13 protein-coding genes are annotated in these 17,398 nt (G+C 62.8%); 1 reads left to right on the top strand and 12 read right to left on the bottom strand.

Annotated features, from left to right (window positions below; genetic code table 11):
• Window positions 1-56 precede the first annotated feature (56 nt).
• The 12 genes from DJ029_RS19515 to DJ029_RS22490 all read right to left on the bottom strand — a co-directional run bounded on the left by DJ029_RS19515 (window position 57) and on the right by DJ029_RS22490 (window position 16,168).
• Window positions 57-677 (bottom strand): ATP-dependent Clp protease proteolytic subunit, encoded by a 621-nt coding sequence (locus DJ029_RS19515; RefSeq protein ID WP_112324171.1) that lies wholly within the window; start codon window positions 675-677, stop codon window positions 57-59.
• Window positions 678-1,058: 381 nt separating this feature from the next.
• Window positions 1,059-2,390: a trigger factor gene (gene tig, locus DJ029_RS19520; RefSeq protein ID WP_112324172.1), complete on the bottom strand. Its 1,332-nt coding sequence runs from the start codon at window positions 2,388-2,390 to the stop codon at window positions 1,059-1,061.
• A gap of 346 nt (window positions 2,391-2,736) precedes the next feature.
• Window positions 2,737-3,108, bottom strand: a complete 372-nt coding sequence (locus DJ029_RS19525) for a Z1 domain-containing protein (protein ID WP_232823145.1) — start codon at window positions 3,106-3,108, stop codon at window positions 2,737-2,739.
• A gap of 183 nt (window positions 3,109-3,291) precedes the next feature.
• Window positions 3,292-4,596 carry a molybdopterin molybdotransferase MoeA gene (locus DJ029_RS19530; protein WP_112324174.1) on the bottom strand — a complete coding sequence of 435 codons (1,305 nt, stop codon included), beginning with the start codon at window positions 4,594-4,596 and terminating at the stop codon, window positions 3,292-3,294.
• Entirely contained in the window at window positions 4,593-5,225 is a 633-nt protein-coding gene (locus tag DJ029_RS19535; protein ID WP_112324175.1) for a carbonic anhydrase, read from the bottom strand. Before DJ029_RS19535 ends, DJ029_RS19530 begins: the two co-directional genes overlap by 4 nt.
• Window positions 5,215-5,784, bottom strand: coding sequence for a hemerythrin domain-containing protein (locus tag DJ029_RS19540; RefSeq protein ID WP_112324176.1), 570 nt, complete (start codon window positions 5,782-5,784; stop codon window positions 5,215-5,217). The genes DJ029_RS19535 and DJ029_RS19540 overlap by 11 nt, the downstream gene beginning before the upstream one ends.
• Window positions 5,785-5,804: 20 nt before the next feature.
• Entirely contained in the window at window positions 5,805-6,599 is a 795-nt protein-coding gene (locus DJ029_RS19545) for a peptidylprolyl isomerase (RefSeq protein WP_112324177.1), read from the bottom strand.
• A 5-nt stretch (window positions 6,600-6,604) separates the two neighbouring features.
• Entirely contained in the window at window positions 6,605-7,390 is a 786-nt protein-coding gene (gene narI, locus DJ029_RS19550; protein WP_112324178.1) for a respiratory nitrate reductase subunit gamma, read from the bottom strand.
• Window position 7,391: 1 nt separating this feature from the next.
• Window positions 7,392-8,093 (bottom strand): nitrate reductase molybdenum cofactor assembly chaperone, encoded by a 702-nt coding sequence (gene narJ / locus DJ029_RS19555; protein ID WP_112324185.1) that lies wholly within the window; start codon window positions 8,091-8,093, stop codon window positions 7,392-7,394.
• Window positions 8,094-8,095: 2 nt separating this feature from the next.
• Window positions 8,096-9,622 (bottom strand): nitrate reductase subunit beta, encoded by a 1,527-nt coding sequence (narH, locus tag DJ029_RS19560; RefSeq protein WP_112324179.1) that lies wholly within the window; start codon window positions 9,620-9,622, stop codon window positions 8,096-8,098.
• The gene (locus DJ029_RS19565; RefSeq protein WP_112324180.1) at window positions 9,619-13,377 is read right to left on the bottom strand and encodes a nitrate reductase subunit alpha; all 3,759 of its coding nucleotides are present in this window, start codon (window positions 13,375-13,377) and stop codon (window positions 9,619-9,621) included. The genes narH and DJ029_RS19565 overlap by 4 nt, the downstream gene beginning before the upstream one ends.
• 64 nt (window positions 13,378-13,441) lie before the next feature.
• Window positions 13,442-16,168: a nitrate/nitrite transporter gene (locus tag DJ029_RS22490; protein WP_112324181.1), complete on the bottom strand. Its 2,727-nt coding sequence runs from the start codon at window positions 16,166-16,168 to the stop codon at window positions 13,442-13,444.
• Between the two features lie 286 nt (window positions 16,169-16,454).
• Here DJ029_RS22490 and DJ029_RS19575 point away from each other — a divergent pair, with 286 nt between their 5' ends.
• Window positions 16,455-17,153 carry a helix-turn-helix domain-containing protein gene (locus DJ029_RS19575; RefSeq protein ID WP_112324182.1) on the top strand — a complete coding sequence of 233 codons (699 nt, stop codon included), beginning with the start codon at window positions 16,455-16,457 and terminating at the stop codon, window positions 17,151-17,153.
• Window positions 17,154-17,398: the final 245 nt, after the last annotated feature.

Raw genomic sequence — 17,398 nt, forward strand, 5'->3', positions numbered from 1 at the left:
TTAGCGATGCGTTGTGCCGCCGGGCGCAAATGCGCGACACGGCGCAACGCTTCCGATCAGCTTTCCTCGGTGCGATTCTCGACAACCTTGTCGATGATGCCCCATTCCTTCGCGCTCTCCACCGTCATGAAGTTGTCCCGGTCGAGCGCCTGCTCGACTGCTTCGATGGTCTGGCCAGTATGCTTCACGTAAATTTCATTCAGCCGGTGCTTCAGCGCCTGCGTCTCACGGGCGTGAATCATGATGTCGGTCGCCTGACCCTGGTACCCGCCCGAGGGCTGGTGCAGCATGATCCGCGCATTGGGCAGCGCCAGGCGCATCCCCGGTTCGCCCGCCGCCAGCAGCAGCGAGCCCATGGAGGCGGCCTGCCCGATGCAGACGGTGGAAATCTTCGGGCGGATGTACTGCATCGTGTCGTAGATCGACAGGCCCGAGGTGACGATGCCACCGGGGCTGTTGATGTACATCGCGATTTCCTTCTTGGGGTTTTCCGCCTCGAGGAACAGGAGCTGGGCGACGATCACCGTCGCCATCTCGTCATGGACGGGCCCGGAGATGAAGATGATCCGCTCTTTCAGCAGGCGCGAGAAGATGTCGTAGCGGATGGAGCCGCGCGCCGTGGTCTCATCCACCGTGGGGATGATGAAGTTCGTCAGCGGTGTAAGCGGGTCGTTCATGGGGTCTGACCTTTTTGCGGGGCGCGCTGTGCCGGTGAACGGCCACGCCTGATAACTGTCTTTAGGAATAGTGTCGCTGCCGGGCGGCTGCAAGGGCGGCAGGCTATCGCGGCAAGGATAATTCTTTGCAAACGGGACGGCGGTTCTTGCGGATTGTCCGCGATGCGGGCCGCGCCCGCGCGCCACCTGAGGGGGCGTGCCCGGCTGACCGGGCCGGCTGCACCATGGATCGGCCGGCGGAGCGAGGGGCCAGCCCCTCGCGCTCCCCGGGATATTTGGGGACATTGGAGGGGGGCGGGCGGCGTCCCGTGATCGGGGGCGCCGCCTTCATCGGCGGGACACGGCGGCCTGTTGGCGCCATGTCCCTGGTCCGGTCCCGTGTCAGTCCTCGTCGAGGGCTTCCACGGCTTTCTGCAGCTCGTCCTTGCTGACGGTCTTTTCGGTGACCTTGGCAAGCTCGACGATGTAGTCGACGACCTTGTCCTCGAAGATCGGGGCGCGCAGCTGCTGCTGGGCGGCTTCGTTCTTCTGGATGAACTCGAAGAATGCGCGTTCCTGGCCCGGGTACTGGCGGGCCTGGGCCATCATCGCCTGCTGCAACTCGGCGTCGGAGACCGTGATCTCGGCCTTGTTGCCGACTTCGGCCAGCAGCAGGCCGAGGCGCACGCGGCGTTCGGCGAGCGACTTGTGTTCGTCGGTGGGTTCGATCTCGGGGTGGTCATGGCCCTGCACGTCGGGGTTTTCCTCGTGCCAGAGCTGGTGGGCGATCTGGTTCGCCTCCGTTTCGACCAGGGTCGGGGGCAGGTCGAACTTGACCACCTCGTCAAGCGCGTCCATCAGCTTGCGCTTCATGATTGCACGCGCCGCGCCAGCGTATTCCGCGCCCAGGCGTTCCTTGATCTGGCCTTTCAGCGCGTCGAGATCGTCCATCCCGAATTTCTTCGCCAGCTCGTCGTCGATCGGCGCGGGCTTCGGTTCCTTGACCTCTTTCACGGTGACTTCGAACACGGCGGCTTTCCCGGCGAGGTTCTCGGCCTGGTAAGCTTCGGGGAAGGTGACTTCCACGTTCAGCTCTTCACCGGCCTTGGCGCCGACCAGCTGCTCTTCGAAGCCGGGGATGAACTGGCCCGAGCCGAGTACGAGCGGGAAATCCTCTGCGGCGCCGCCCTCGAAGGCGACATCGTCGACCTTGCCGAGGAAGTCGATCACGACCTGGTCGCCGTCCTTCGCCTTGGAACCCTTGCGGCGGGCTTCGAAGTGGTTGGCGGAATTGGCGAGGTTTTCGAGCGCCTCGTCGACGGCGCTGTCCTCGATCTCGGCGACGAGCTTTTCGAGCTCGATCCCGGAGAAGTCGGTTTCGGGGACGTCGGGCAGCGCTTCGTAGGTCATGGCGACCTCGACGTCGTCACCCTCTTTCCACTCGTCGTTCGTCATCTTGACGTCGGGCTGCATCGCGGGGCGATCGCCCGATTCCTCGAAATGGGTGCGCATGGCGTCGTCGATGCTTTCCTGCATCGCCTCGCCCAGGACGGATTTGCCGAACATCTTCTTCATCAGAGCGGCGGGCGCCTTGCCCTTGCGAAAGCCCTTCATCTGGAAGTCCTTGCGGGCCTCTTCCAGCTTGGCGTTCACTTTCTCCTCGAGCTCCGCCGCCGTCACGGTGATGGCGTAGGCGCGTTTCAAACCTTCGTTCTGGGTCTCGGTGACCTGCATTCTCTTTGTCCTCATATCTGGTTTTTGGTGCGGGTGGAGGGACTTGCCCCCCCACGCCTTTGCCCACCAGAACCTAAAACTCACGTAGATTGAGCGCCTCCTTAGACTTAGCCCAAAAGTTTGTCAAAAACATAACTGGTTTGTCACCCAAACTGACAAACCGATTTTCTCCTTCAGAACCTGGCTAAATCGGCTTGCCGACGCTCCGGCGGAGAATGGGGTGAAACGTGTCCTTATCCCCCAGCGGCGGAGCCAGCATTCTGGGAATAAAAAAAGGGGGGCTGGATAAGGCTCGGAAGCGATACTCGGACGAAGACATTCTGAAACCGCTGTATGAGAATGGACTCTAGCCGCCATTGACCTTCTCGGCATTGCGTTGCTCATGCCGGGCTTCCTCGAGCGCCTTGAGGAAACGAACGGCGGCTTCCTCGTTCCGGGTAAGACCATCGGGGCGCGCACTGATCTTGGCCGTCTCGACCCAGGCGTTGGTCAAGTCGATCATGAAGTGCTTCTGGCCTGACCCCATCTTGTTCGGCGCCGTGACCATTAGCGAAGTGGGATGGCTCCGCACGGCAAGACCGAAGTCAGCCGGGGTGGCTTTCGCCTTCTGCATCTTCTTCAGCTCCTGGTGGAGTTCGTCGGTGGCTTCGGCGATGTGGGTGTACCAGTCGATTGCATCGACGGGCGTCCAGATGCGACAGAGATCCTCGTAACCCACTCGGTACCATTGCCCGGCGCTTGCGAACGCGCCCTCCTGCTGATCGATATGATCATTTTCTTGTGATCACGGCCATGTGCGCCCTGCACACACCGCGATAATCGCATGCGCCACGCTGGGCGGGTGGCGGTACCGCGAAATGAATCCACTCCGCTGGCTGTAACGGAAAGTGACGTTTTCCTGCTAACTGCTAGGAAAAGTAGCGCCCGCGCCATCTTGGAACGGTTGGAATTCCACAAGCGCGCCAGCGGGCAGGTACCCGGCATCAGCAGGCAGGAACATCAGCCCGTCCGCGAGGGACAGGCCCCCGACGCGCCCGGAATGGGTGGCGTCCTCGAACGTGACGATCTCGCGGCCATGGGCGTCGAAGCCGGCCAGCGTTGCGAGCCTGAGTTCGCAGCGGCCCGACTTGCGTCGGATGGCGGCAGAGGTGACGACATGGCGCCGGGACGGACTCTGCGCCGTTTCGCCGGACAGACCACGGATCAACGCCATGCCAAAGACTTGCCATGTGACAAAGGCCGAGAGCGGGTTGCCCGGCAGGCCGAGCCAGAAGGTTGAACCAATGCGTCCGAAAGACACAGGCTTACCAGGCTTCAGGGCAACGCCACTGAATATGGTTTCGCCCCCCAATGCGGAGAATACGGGCTTCACGTGATCCTCTTCCCCGACGGAAATACCCCCTGTGGTAACGACAAGGTCCGCAAGCGCCGCCATGTCGCCAATTTTCCGGACAAGATCCGCCGGGCTGTCGCCGCCATGAGCGATGCTGACAATTTCCACCCCGGCAGTCGCAAGGGCTGCGGTCAGCATGGGCGTATTCACATCCCAAATCTGGGCCGCGGCCCTTGGCGTACCCGCGCGGCGCACCTCGTCCCCGGTCACGACAAGCGCCACGTGAAGCCGCCGGCGAACCCTGACGATGCCCGCACCAGCTGCCGCGCAGGCGGCGATTTCCCGCGGCCCGAGTCTGCACCCCTTGTCCAGGACGATCGCACGCTCGGCCATGTCGCTCCCGGCGCGGCGGATATTGAGGCCCGGCGCCGGACGTCGGCGAAGGCGGATGATACCACCGTCGCGTATGACATCCTCTTGCATTACGACTGCATCCGCCCCCTCCGGGACTGGGGCTCCGGTGAATATGCGTGCCGCCACCCTGCCGGAAATGGGGGACGTCGCTGCCTCTCCGGCGGGAACACGGGCGACCACGGGAAACTCCCAAGGCCCGTCCCCGTCGAAAGACGTGGAGGCCACTGCATAGCCATCCATCGCCGCATTGTCGAACGCCGGCACCATGGAAAAGGCCCGGACCGGATCTGAGAGGACACGGCCAAGGGCGCTGTCCAGCGCCACCGCCTGGGTTCGGCCGACCGGGGCCACACAGGCGAACATGCGGGCCAGGGCCTCGTCAATGCTGATCAAGGGATGCAGCATGTCCTGCCCGTCGCAGCCGCAGCCGGGTGAAGTGATGGATCGATGGATCGTCATTGTGCTGCTTCCTCCTGGGATTGGCTGGTCTGGAAATGCCCGGGGCCGATAGAGCAATTGAGGTCACGCAGGCGACCGTCCTTCAGCCCGTAAATCAGGCCATGCACCCGGATGTCGGCGGCGCGGCGCCACGCCTTCTGAATGATTGGCGTTTCGCAGACGCGCCGGACGCCTTCGATCACGTTCAATTCGGCCAGCCGGTCGCGCTGTGCCTCAAGGTCCGGTTCGCGCCGCAGATCGACCGCGTAACCGCGGGCGAGGCGCCGGATGGGTTCCAGCCAGTGATCGGCCAGACCATGCGGCAGGTCCTCGGTCGCGGCCCTGACCCCGCCGCAGCCATAGTGACCACAGACGATGATTTCCCGCACGGCCAGCGCATCGACCGCGAATTCCAACGCCGACAACAGGTTCATGTCCGAGGAATGCACGATATTGGCGACATTGCGATGGACGAAAACCTCGCCCGGATCGAGGCCGGCGACCACGTTCGCTGGAACCCGGCTGTCCGAACAGCCAATCCAGAAGAACTCCGGCGCCTGAAGGGCGGCGAGACGCGTAAAATAGTCCGGCTCTTCTGCGTGTCGTTGGGTCGACCACGCGCGGTTGCGGGCCAGCAGGTCATTCAGCATTGGATGTCTCCCGAAAGGGGGGAAGCCCGCGACGCGAGCGCATCTGCGCGGACAGCTTGCGCTGATCGGCCGGGGTCAGCCGCGCACGGGCGATCGGTAGCAGGATCGCGTTCTCGGCAACGAGATGGCGCCGCACACGCCTCGCAAACCTGCTCAGCACCGCGCGCCCCGCGGCGGTCAGGTCGGCCCCGGTATCCAGACTGGCGGCAAGGGCGAGGCGCGTTTCGGGCAAGAGGCACATCGCCTCATCCTGTTCTGCTCTGATCCGGCTTATCGCGCTGTCGATCGAGTCCTCATCGGTGCAGCGCCGCGACAGTAGGGGAAACAGATCCTCGGCCTCGTCGCGCATATGCACGTTCAACTCCTCGTTCAGGAAACGCAGCACGGTCAGCGCCAATGGCCGGTCAAGCGCATCGGCCGCCGCCAGTTGCTCTATTATCGTGCAGATCTGGCGCTCGCGCAGGTGATCTTCGCTTAGGAAGTCGAGCGGGCTCGCAAGCAGTTCCAGGTCGGTCGGGCAAAGGCCGCTGCCGCGTCGTGCTGAATTCGGATGCTCCATGGCACGTCCCCTTGCAAGGATCAGATCGGCGCAAGGCAGGTGCCGCTAATCTCTGCCCCTTTGGCGATCGTTTCCACGAACTCCCGCGATGCGCGGGCCCAGGCGGTCTTTTCCTGCGCCTCTGCAATCTTGGGTCGGACCGTTTCGAAAGGCAGCACCTGCCCCGAAGCGATGGCGTTCAGCCGGATGATGTGCCAGCCGTGCCGCGACAGCACCGGCGCAGGGCTGATGCTGTCCTCGGGCAATTCCCTGAGGGCGGCCTCGAATTCCGGCACGGTGTCGCCCGGGCCAAGCTGGCCCAGATGCCCGCCGGATGCTTTCGAGCCGCAATCGCTTTCCCGTGCGGCATTAGCGAAGTCCTTTGCATCGCCATCCAGCTTTTCCAGTATGGCATTGGCCCGTGCCTCGGCAGCCGTGCGCCCCTCTGCGTCGCGCGGGTCGCAGGCGCAAAGAATGTGGGAGACATCCCAAAGCGGCGCGGAACGATACCGCTCGGGGTTCTTCGCCCATTCCTCACGCACCGTCTCTTCTGTGACGGGCGTGATGGTCAGTGCCTGGTCCAGTAGGACGCGGATCAACGCCTCCTCCTCGGTCTCGACCCGGCCCGGTGATAGTTCCTCGGGTTCGGCCGTCAGGCCGCGCCGCTGGGCCTCCTGCAACAGCAGCGCCCGGATCGTGAGCGCCTGCGCCGCCTTGCGCCAGGCGATACCGGGCTTGTCCTTTGGGGCACTGTGGTTCTGCGCCTCGGCGGCGATCGCCGCCGAGGGGATGATCTCGCCGTTCACGACTACCTCGGGAAAAAGGGCAGCTGTCATCGCCCTCACTCCGCCGGTGTCGTGCCGGACGGGCCACGCCCGGCTTGCAGCTTGTCAAAGGCACGGCGGCGTTCTTCAAGCGGGCGGGGCCGACGCGAGCGCACGATCTGGTAGCCGGGCCGCATCAGCAGGTAGCGGAAGGGGGCGGCAAAGCCGGACCAGATGTGCACAAGCCGCGTGAACGGAAAGAGCGCCGTTATGATGAGGCCAAGGAAGATGTGCAGCTTGTAGAGCCAGTGCACGTCAACCACGGTGATCCAGGCGTTGACGTTCCAACTGACCACGCTTTGAGACCAGGTCATGAAGCGGACCATCTCCGAGCCGTCCATGTGTTGAAGCGTCTGGGTGATCGTCAGCAGGCCGATCGCCAGCTGTAGCCAGATCAGCGCCATGATCAGGATGTCGGCAAAGGTCGATGTCACCCGGATGCGCGGATCCACGAGGCGGCGGTGGAGCAGCATTGTCGATCCGATCAGGGCCGCGATGCCCGCCGGGCCACCGATCAGGACGGCCATCCATTGCTTGAGCGCATAGGGAACGCCCAGCGCGTCGAGCACCCAGACCGGTGTGAACAGGCCGACGAGATGGCCGAAGAACACGGTCAGGATCCCGACGTGAAACAGGATGGAACCCCAAACCAGTTGCTTGCGGCGCAACAGCTGACTTGACGAGCTTTTCCAGGTGAAGGGGTCGCGTTCATAGCGCACGACCGAACCCACGAGGAAAATCGTCAGCGCGACATAGGGCATGACCCCGAAGATGACGAAGTTGAAGTCGAAATCGCCGAACATATCACGCGCTCCTGTTCCAAGGTTTTGGGGCCGGCTTGTCCATCGCCACGAGCATGTCGCGGACCTGGGGACAGCCGGCGTTCGGATCCGGCCCGAACGTGACTTCCGTTTCCTCCCAGACGGCGTCTAGCGCCGCGAAGTCGGTCGGGTCGTCATCGGGCTGGGCCAACATTTCGGCCACCGCTTCTGCGTCCGCTCCGCTGCCCGAAAGCTGGAGAAGTGCGTTGAAGGCGGCGGCATATCCACTCTCGCGCCGGTCAAGACGGGCGCCGAGGGCCTGAAGGATATGCGCCGCGTCCGCCAGGATTTCCCGCCCTTCCGCGTTGGGACGGGTCGACAGGAACTCCAGCAGCACCGGCAGGTGGTCCGGCAGTTCGGTCGTGGCCGGCTCGAAGCCGCCCTCTCGGTAGGTCTCGATCAGGCTGACCATGGCGCCGCCCCGGTCCCGGCTTTCGCCGTGGACATGCTCGAACAGGTTCAGCGACAACGTCCGCGAGCGATCGAAGAGCATCACATAGCTTTCCTGAAGGTCATAAAGGTCGCCGCGCGCGAATTCGGCGCTCAGGTCTTGCAGCGCCGCCTGCGTGTCGGGCGCAATGCGGGGATCGCCCCCGATCACGGCCCCGATTTCAGGCATCGCGCGCTGCAGGTCCCGCGAGGGATAGCTCAGGATCAGCGACAGTGCCTTGAGTGTGCGGTCCATCATCAGAACGTCTCCTGCGGCAGGACGAATGTCTTCTTCCTGCCGCCGAACAGGGTGGTCTTGCCCGTCTCGCCGGTGGAACAACCGTTGCCGTCGGTGAACCCGCAGCCGCCGCGAATGTCGGCGCCCTGCTCATTCTGTTCACGATGTGCCGTAGGGATCGCGAAACGATCCTCGTAGTCGGCAATCGCCATGATCTTGTACATGTCCTCGATGACCCGGCCAGACATGCCGACGCGGGCGGCGATCGCCTCGTCCCTGACGCCATCAACGCTGAGCGCACGCATGTAGAGGCGCATCGCCGACATGCGTTCCAGCGCGTGTACGATGGGATCCTCGTCGCCGGCCGTCAGCATGTTGGCGAGGTACTTCACCGGGATCCGCAACGAGCGCACATCTGGCATCTGGTCGCTCATGGCGATCTGGCCCGCCTGGGCGGCGTTCTGAATCGGCGACAGCGGCGGGATGTACCATACCATCGGCAGGGTCCGGTATTCGGGATGCAGCGGGAAGGCGACTTTCCAGTCCATCGCCATCTTCCAGACCGGGCTGACCTTCGCCGCTTCGATCCAATCCTCGGGCACGCCGTCGCGACGGGCCGCGGCGATCACCTCGGGGTCGTTGGGATCGAGGAACACGTCAAGCTGCGCACCGTAGAGGTCGGTCTCGCGCTCAGCGCTCGCGGCGGCCTCGATCTTGTCGGCGTCGTAAAGGATGACGCCCAAGTAGCGAATTCGCCCGACGCAGGTTTCCGAACAGACCGTAGGCTGACCGGACTCGATGCGCGGATAGCAGAAGGTGCATTTCTCGGATTTGCCGGTTTCCCAATTGTAGTAAACCTTCTTGTAGGGACACCCCGAGATGCACATCCGCCAGCCGCGGCATTTTTCCTGGTCGATCAGGACGATGCCGTCCTCCTCGCGCTTGTAGATCGCGCCGGAGGGGCAGGATGCGGTGCAGGTCGGGTTGAGGCAGTGCTCGCACAGCCGGGGGAGATACATCATGAAGGTGTTCTCGTATTCCCCGTAGATCTCCTTCTGCACGTTTTCGAAGTTGTAGTCCTGCGACCGCTTGGAGAATTCGCCGCCGAGAATCTCTTCCCAGTTCGGGCCCTTCTCGATCTTTTCCATCCGTTCGCCGGAGATCCTGGAGCGCGGGCGTGCGGTGGGAAAGGCGTTCATGTCCGGCGCCGATTTCAGGTGGTCGTAGTCGAAATCGAATGGCTCGTAGTAGTCGTCGATCTCGGGCATGGCGGGGTTGGCGAAGATATTCGCCAGGATCCGCCACTTGGATCCCTGTTTCGGGTGCAGCTTGCCGCTTGCAGAGCGCGCCCAGCCGCCGTTCCAGCGTTTCTGGTTCTCCCAATCCGTGGGATAGCCGGTACCGGGCTTGGTCTCCACGTTGTTGAACCATGCGTATTCGACCCCGTCGCGACTGGTCCAGACGTTCTTGCAGGTGACGGAGCAGGTATGACACCCGATACATTTGTCGAGGTTCAGGACCTTGCCGATTTGCGCACGAACTCTCATTCCGCTGCCTCCACGCTCTGGGTTTCGGACTGGCTTGCGGGTTGGTCGAGCCAGTCGATCTTCTTCATCTTGCGCACGATCACGAACTCGTCGCGGTTGCTGCCGACTGTGCCGTAGTAGTTGAACCCGTAGGACAACTGGGCATAGCCGCCGATCATATGCGTCGGTTTCAGCGTCGCGCGGGTGACCGAGTTGTGGATGCCGCCACGGTGTCCGGTCTTCTCGGAACCGGGCGTATTCACAATCTTTTCCTGCGCGTGGTACATGAACAGCGTACCCTGCTTGATCCGCTGGCTCACCACCACCCGGGCGGTTAGCGCGCCGTTTGTGTTGTAGGCCTCGACCCAGTCGTTATCGACAAGGCCCGCCTTCTGCGCGTCCACCTCGGACATCCACACGACCGGTCCCCCCCTGTTCAGCGTCAGCATCAGCAGGTTGTCGGTATAGGTGCTGTGGATGCCCCATTTCTGGTGTGGCGTGATGAAGTTCAGCACGACATGGGGGCTGCCCTCGGCCGCGTCGTTGTTGACCGCCGCCGTGATGGTCTTGAGGTCCACCGGCGGGCGGTATCCCACGAAGCCCTCGCCAAAGGCCCGCATCCACAGGTGATCCTGGTAGAGTTGCTGGCGCCCGGAGAGCGTTCGCCACGGGATCAGTTCGTGAACGTTGGTGTAGCCGGCATTATAGCAGACCTCTTCGCTTTCGATCCCCGACCAGGTGGGGGACGAGATGATCTTGCGCGGTTGCGCAGCGATGTCGCGGAAGCGGATCTTCGTATGATGCGCGCCCTCCGCAAGATGGGCGTGGTGCAGGCCGGTCGGCTTCTCCAGTTCTTCCCAGGCCTTCACGGCCACCTCGCCGTTGGTTTCAGGGGCCAGCATCAGGATCATCTCGGCCGCGTCGATAGCGGTTTCGAGTTTCGGCTGCCCTTTCGAGACCCCCTCGTCCAGTACCTCGCCGTTCAGGTCACGCAGGTGCCCCACCTCGACCTTGGTATCCCAGGTGATGCCCTTGCCGCCGTTGCCGAGCTTTTCCAGCAGCGGACCGATAGAGGTGAACTTCTTGTAGAGGTTCGGATAGTCCCGCTCGACCGCGATGTAGTTTGGCGCGGTCTTGCCGGGGATCAGTTCGCATTCGCCCTTCTTCCAGTCCTTGACCTCTGCCTGGGCCAGTTCTGCGGGGGTATCGTGCAGAAGTGGCAGCTGGACGATGTCAGTCTCCACCCCCAGCACCTCCGGCGCGACGTCCGAGAACTTGCGCGCGATCGACTTGAAGATGTCCCAGTCCGACCTGCTCTCGTACGCCGGGTCCACGGCCGCCTGAAGCGGGTGGATGAAGGGATGCATATCCGAGGTGTTCAGGTCGTCCTTCTCATACCAACTGGCCGTCGGCAGAACGATGTCCGAGTAGACGGCCGTCGTGGACATGCGGAAATCGATGGTCACAAGCAGGTCAAGCTTGCCCTTCGGGGCCTCATCGTGCCAGGCGGCCTCTTTCGGGATGACGCCGCCTTCCTCGCCCAGGTCTTTGCCCATCACGCCGTGATCGGTGCCCAGAAGGTGCTTGAGGAAATACTCATGCCCCTTGCCGGAGGATCCCAGCAGGTTCGAGCGCCACACGAACAGGTTGCGCGGCCAGTTTTCCGGGGCGTCCGGATCCTGGCAGGACATTTCCAGTTCGCCCGACTTCAGTTGTTCGGCGACGTAGTCCCTGACCTCCTTGCCGGCCTTCATCGCGGCCTTGGATACCTCCAGCGGGTTGGTCTTCAGTTGCGGTGCAGAGGGCAGCCATCCCATCCGTTCAGCGCGGATGTTGTAGTCGATCAGGGATATGTCCCAGTCACCCTCGGGGGCGGTGGGTGACAGGATCTCGCCTGCACGCAAGGTCTCGTAGCGCCACTGATCGGTGTGCGCATACCAGCAGGAGGTGGAGTTCATGTGCCGCGGCGGGCGGTTCCAGTCCAGCGCAAAGGCCAACGGCTGCCAGCCGGTCTGCGGGCGCAGTTTTTCCTGGCCAACGTAATGGGACCAGCCGCCGCCTTCCTGGCCGATGCACCCGCACATCACCAGCATGTTGATGATGCCGCGGTAATTCATGTCCATGTGGTACCAGTGGTTCAGCCCCGCACCGAGGATGACCATGGATTTGCCATGCGTCTTTTCGGCGTTCGAGGCGAACTCCCGCGCGACCGCGATGATCTTCTCGCGTGCGACGCCGGTGATCTTTTCGGCCCATGCCGGAGTGTAGGGGCTGTCGTCGTCGAAATTACCGGACACCCAGTCCCCGCCCAGCCCCCGATCGAGGCCGTAGTTGGCGCAGAACAGGTCGAACACCGTGGCCACAAGTGCCTCCTTGCCGTCAGCCAGCTTGACCCGCCGCGCGGGGATGTTCCGGGTCAGCACCTCCGGGTGGTCGCATTTGACGAAATCGCCCGTGGCCGCGCCCCCGAAGTATGGGAAATCGACTCCCACGATCTCGTCGTGATTGCCCTCCACGATCTGGCTCAGGCGCAGTTGGGCCTCCTCCTCGCCGGCGCGCTGTTCGAGGTTCCACTTGCCCTCCTCGCCCCAGCGGAAACCGATGGATCCGTTGGGCGCCACGACCTGGCCGCTTGTTTCGTCAAAGGCGACGGTCTTCCAGTCGGGGTTGTTGGATTCCCCCAGCTTGTCGTCGAAATCATCGGCGCGCAGCATCCGGCCCGGCACGAGATTGCCGTCCTTCTCATCCAGACGCACCAGCATGGGCATGTCGGTGTATTTGCGGGCGTAATCCTCGAAATACTCGGCCTGGCGGTCAAGGTGGAACTCTCGAAGGATGACATGACCCATGGCCATCGCAAGCGCCGCGTCGGTCCCGGCCTGGGGGTTGAGCCAGATATCACCGAATTTTGCCGCCTCGGAATAATCCGGGCTGACCACCGCGGACTTGGTGCCGCGATAGCGAACCTCGGTGTAGAAATGCGCGTCCGGCGTGCGGGTTTGTGGGACGTTCGAGCCCCAGAGCATCAGGAACCCCGCGTTGTACCAGTCCGCGGATTCAGGTACGTCGGTCTGCTCGCCCCAGGTTTGCGGGCTGGCCGGCGGCAGATCGCAATACCAGTCATAGAAGGACATGCAGGTTCCACCGAGCAGGCTCAGATACCTCGATCCCGCGGCATAGCTGACCATCGACATGGCCGGGATCGGCGAGAAGCCGAACACGCGGTCGGGGCCGTAGGTCTTCGCGGTATAGGCGTTCGCGGCGGCGACGATCTCGGTCGCCTCGTCCCAGGATGCGCGCACGAAGCCGCCCTTGCCCCGCGTCTTGGTGTAGCGCGCGCGCAATATCGGATCGTTCTGGATCGCGGCCCACGCCGCCACCGGCGTCATCGTTTCGCGCATCTTTCGCCATGCGCGCATAAGGCTGCCGCGGATGAGCGGGTTCTTCACGCGGTTGGCGGAATAGAGATACCAGCTGTAGGACGCCCCCCGCGCGCAGCCCCGCGGTTCGTGGTTGGGCAGCCCGGCGCGGGTGCGCGGATAGTCGGTCTGCTGCGTCTCCCAGGTGACGATGCCGGATTTGACGTAGATCTTCCAAGAACACGAGCCGGTGCAGTTCACGCCATGTGTCGAGCGTACGATCTTGTCGTGGCGCCACCGGTTTCTGTAGGTGTCCTCCCAGGCTCGGCTCTCCCGGGTTGTCTGGCCCCAGCCGTCCGAGAATTGCTCCAGTTCCTTGCTTTGCAGGAAGTTAAGTCTGTCGAGCAGGTGGCTCATTATGCAGTCCTTTCGGGTTACTGGATGCGGGCAGCGGGTCGCGCCGCCCCACAATCAGGTCGGCTCACTGGGCGGGCTGCGCCGCGTTGCTCAGCGGGTTGTGCCGGTTTTCAAGATCGTGCAGCAGGCCGCCGCCGGGCCGGGTGTAGACGACCCAGGTGATGACCACGCAAAGGGTGTAGAACAGCAGGAACGCCCAGAGCGCCCCCACCGCCGATCCGGTCATCGCGATGGATGTTCCGTAGGCCTTCGGTATAAAGAAGGCACCATAGGCCGCGATTGCAGAAGTGAAGGCCGTGATGGCGCCGGATTCCATGGCGATTTGGCGCTTGCGCTCCTCGACGCCAAGATGCGGCATCAGGCGGGGCACTTCGCGGCCCATGATCACCGGGATCATCTGGAACGTGGACGCATTGCCCACCCCCGTCAGGAAGAACAGCGCCATGAAGCAGGCGAAGAAGCCGACGAAGGACCCGATGCCGAGGAAGAAGATCACGCCGAAGGTGGCCGCGATCATCGCCGCGAAAGTCCAGAAGGTCACCCTGCCCCCGCCGAAGCGATCACTGATCCAGCCGGTTCCAGCGCGCGACAGCGCCCCCACAAGCGGCCCTAGGAACACATAGTTGAGCGCGTTGATCTCGGGGAAGGACAGACGCGTCAGCAGCGGAAAGCCAGCGGAATAGCCGATGAAGCTGCCGAAGGTTCCGGTGTACAGGATGCACATCAGCCAGTTGTGCTTGCGGCTAAAGATCACCGCTTGATCCGCGAAACTGGCCCGCGCGTCGGCGATGTCGTTCATGCCAACCCAGGCCGCAACCGTCGCGGCAAGGATGAAGGGCACCCAGACGAAGCCGGCGTTCTGCATCCACAGCTCTCCGCCATCCGACATGGTCTGCGGCTGTCCACCCAAGGCTCCGAAAACCCCCGCCGTAATGACGATCGGCACCAGGAACTGCATGACCGACACGCCCAGGTTTCCGAGCCCCGCGTTCAGCGCGAGCGCGTTGCCCTTTTCGGCCTTGGGGAAGAAGTAGCCGATATTGGCCATGGAGGACGCGAAGTTGCCGCCGCCGAACCCGCACAGAAGCGCGAGGACCAGGAAGATCAGGTAGGGCGTATCGGGGTTCTGCACTGCATAGCCGATGCCCATAGCCGGCAGCAGAAGCGAGACGGTCGAAAGCGTCGTCCACAGCCGCCCCCCGAAGATCGGCACCATGAAGCTGTAGAAGATCCGCAATGTCGCCCCGGACAGCCCCGGCAGCGCGGCCAGCCAGAACAACTGCCCCGGCGTGAAGTCGAACCCGATGGCGGGCAGGCGCGCCACGACCACCGACCAGACCATCCAAACCGAAAAGGCCAACAGCAGCGCCGGGATCGAGATCCAGAGGTTGCGCCGGGCGATGGCCCTGCCCTTTTCGTTCCAGAAATCCGCATCCTCGGGCCGCCAGTCCTGCAGCACGCGCGGCATGACCGTCTTGCCCGGAACGTGGATGTCCTGCAATTCCGGAAGGCCCGGCAGCTCATCGAGCGCCGTTCCATGTGCCGCGCGCTCCATAGCGCGGATGGACAGGTGCATCCAGGCAAGCGCGACCGCGACAAGGATGAACAGGATCGCGAAGCACGAGGTATAGATCCCGGTCAGGTCCAGCGTGGCGCCGAAGACGATCGGCAACACGAAACCACCCAGACCGCCGATCATCCCCACAAGGCCGCCCACTGCGCCGACGTGGTTGGGGTAGTAGACGGGAATATGCTTGAACACTGCCGCCTTACCGAGGCTCATGAAGAATCCGAGCGTGAACAGCACGACGATGAACGGCCAGAACCCCATCGAGGTCGAGAAGGCGATCGGGCCTTCCTTACCCTGAATCACGTAGTCCGTGGGCGGATAGGACAGCATGAACAGCAGGATCAGCGCAAATCCGAAGGTCCAGTACATGACCTGCCGCGCCCCGAACTTGTCACTCAGATGGCCCCCGTATGCGCGGAAAAGCGAGGCGGAAAGGCTGAAGGAAGCAGCCGCCATGCCCGCCGTCTTCACGTCGACCCCGTAGACGTCAATAAGGTAGTGCGGCATCCAGAGTGCGAGCGCCACGAAGGCGCCAAACACGAAGAAGTAGTAAAGCGAGAATCGCCAGACCTGCAGCTTCTTCAGCGGCGCGAACTGTTCGGCCAGAGTGGGCGCCTTGGCCCCCGACCTGCGCCGCTCGACCAGTTCCGGATCGTCCTTGGCCAGCAGGAAGAAAACCACACCGATGGTGGCAAGGCCGGCCGCCCAAGCATAGGCCACTCCGTGCCAGCCATATGCAACCATGACGAAGGGAGCCACGAACTTGGTGACCGCCGCCCCCACGTTGCCGGCCCCGAAAATGCCCAGCGCCGTCCCCTGGCGGCCCGCATCATACCAGCGGCTCACGTAAGCGACACCGATGATGAACGAGCCCCCCGCAAGACCGATGCCAAGCGCCGCGATCAGGTACATGACGTAGCTGTCCGCCAGGGTCAGCGCCCAGGTCGCCAGCGCCGTCAGGATCATCTGGCCGGAAAATATCAACCGCCCGCCGTATTTCTCGGTCCAGACGCCAAGAAACAGGCGGGTGACGGAACCGGTCAGGATCGGCGTGGCGACAAGCAGGCCGAACTGCGTATCGTTCAGTCCCAGCTCGTCCTTTATGGCGACTCCTATGATGGAAAAGATCGTCCAGACCGCGAAACAGGCGGTGAAGGCGATCGTACTCAGGCTCAGGGCTCGCTTCTGGTCCGAGCGTGAGGCCGTGACTTCGGTCTGCATGGTAGCTCTCCGGAAAGTCTGCTGCACGTATCCCGACGGGACGTGCTCCATCTGCTGCACGTATCCCGACGGGACGTGCTCCAGCCGTAGGAAGCGCCGCGTTCAGATTGTTTGATCCAGATCATGGAATCTTATATTTCTAAAATATTTGAATGGGTTACACACATTTATCAACCAAGTGGAACGACCATATCAAGGCAAGCGGGAACACGGATCATTCGACGGCTTGATGTTCATCAATCGAGTCCGGCATAAGTGTCGGGAACGGCAGATTGGAAAATGATTGATGCCCGAATCAGCATTCGAGGGTCTTCGGGGGCTTCATCTGTTCGAAGCCATGGCGGAGCAGCATTTCCAGGCTCTCATGCGGGGCGCTTTCGTGCAGACCTTTCCGCCCCAGATCGAATTGATCACGGAAGGCGATCCCAGCGACTTCCTGCATGTCGTCCTGTCAGGTTCGGTCGATCTGTTTTCGAACTGGAACGACCGGGAAACCAGCATGGCGACGGTGCGTCCGATCTCGACCTTCATTCTGGCGGCAACAATCCGCGATGCGCCCTACCTGATGTCCGCCCGCACGTTGGAAAAGAGCCGGATCGCCCTGATCCCGAGCGACGAGGTCCGGGTCATCTTCGGCCTCGACGATGGCTTCGCCCGGGCAATCGTCACTGAACTGGCCCAATGCTATCGTTCGGTGATCAAGGCGCAAAAGGACCTAAAGCTGCGCAGTTCCACCGAGCGGCTCGCGAACTACCTGCTGCGGTCCCAGATACGCGCAGACGGCGAAGCGGAGTTCGAACTCGGCTTCGAAAAGCGACGGCTCGCTTCCGTGCTCGGCATCACGCCCGAGCATCTGAGCCGCGCATTCAAAGGCTTGCAATCCCATGGCGTGGTCGCCGATGGAACACGCGTCAGGATCGAGGACCGCAAGAAATTGGAACGTTTCGCAAAGCCCAATCCGTTGATTGACGACCCCGTGAAATGAGCGGTTTGGCGGTAGGGAGGCGCTCACTGATGCCAAGCGGCAAGACTGGCGAACCCTCGGTATTTCACCCCTGCCGATGCGCCCGCGACTGATTACCCGTATGTTGGACGTCCGACCGAAAAGGAGTCCGGGCGACTGAGCTGCCCCCCGAAAATCGGACGCTGACGTAAGCTATGATTTGCTGTCTGCTGATCTTCGACGAGAAGGAGATCAGAGATGTCGAAACGGAAGCAGCATTCGCCTGA

The sequence above is a fragment of the Oceanibium sediminis genome (assembly GCF_003265325.1).
Taxonomy (GTDB): domain Bacteria; phylum Pseudomonadota; class Alphaproteobacteria; order Rhodobacterales; family Rhodobacteraceae; genus Halovulum; species Halovulum sediminis.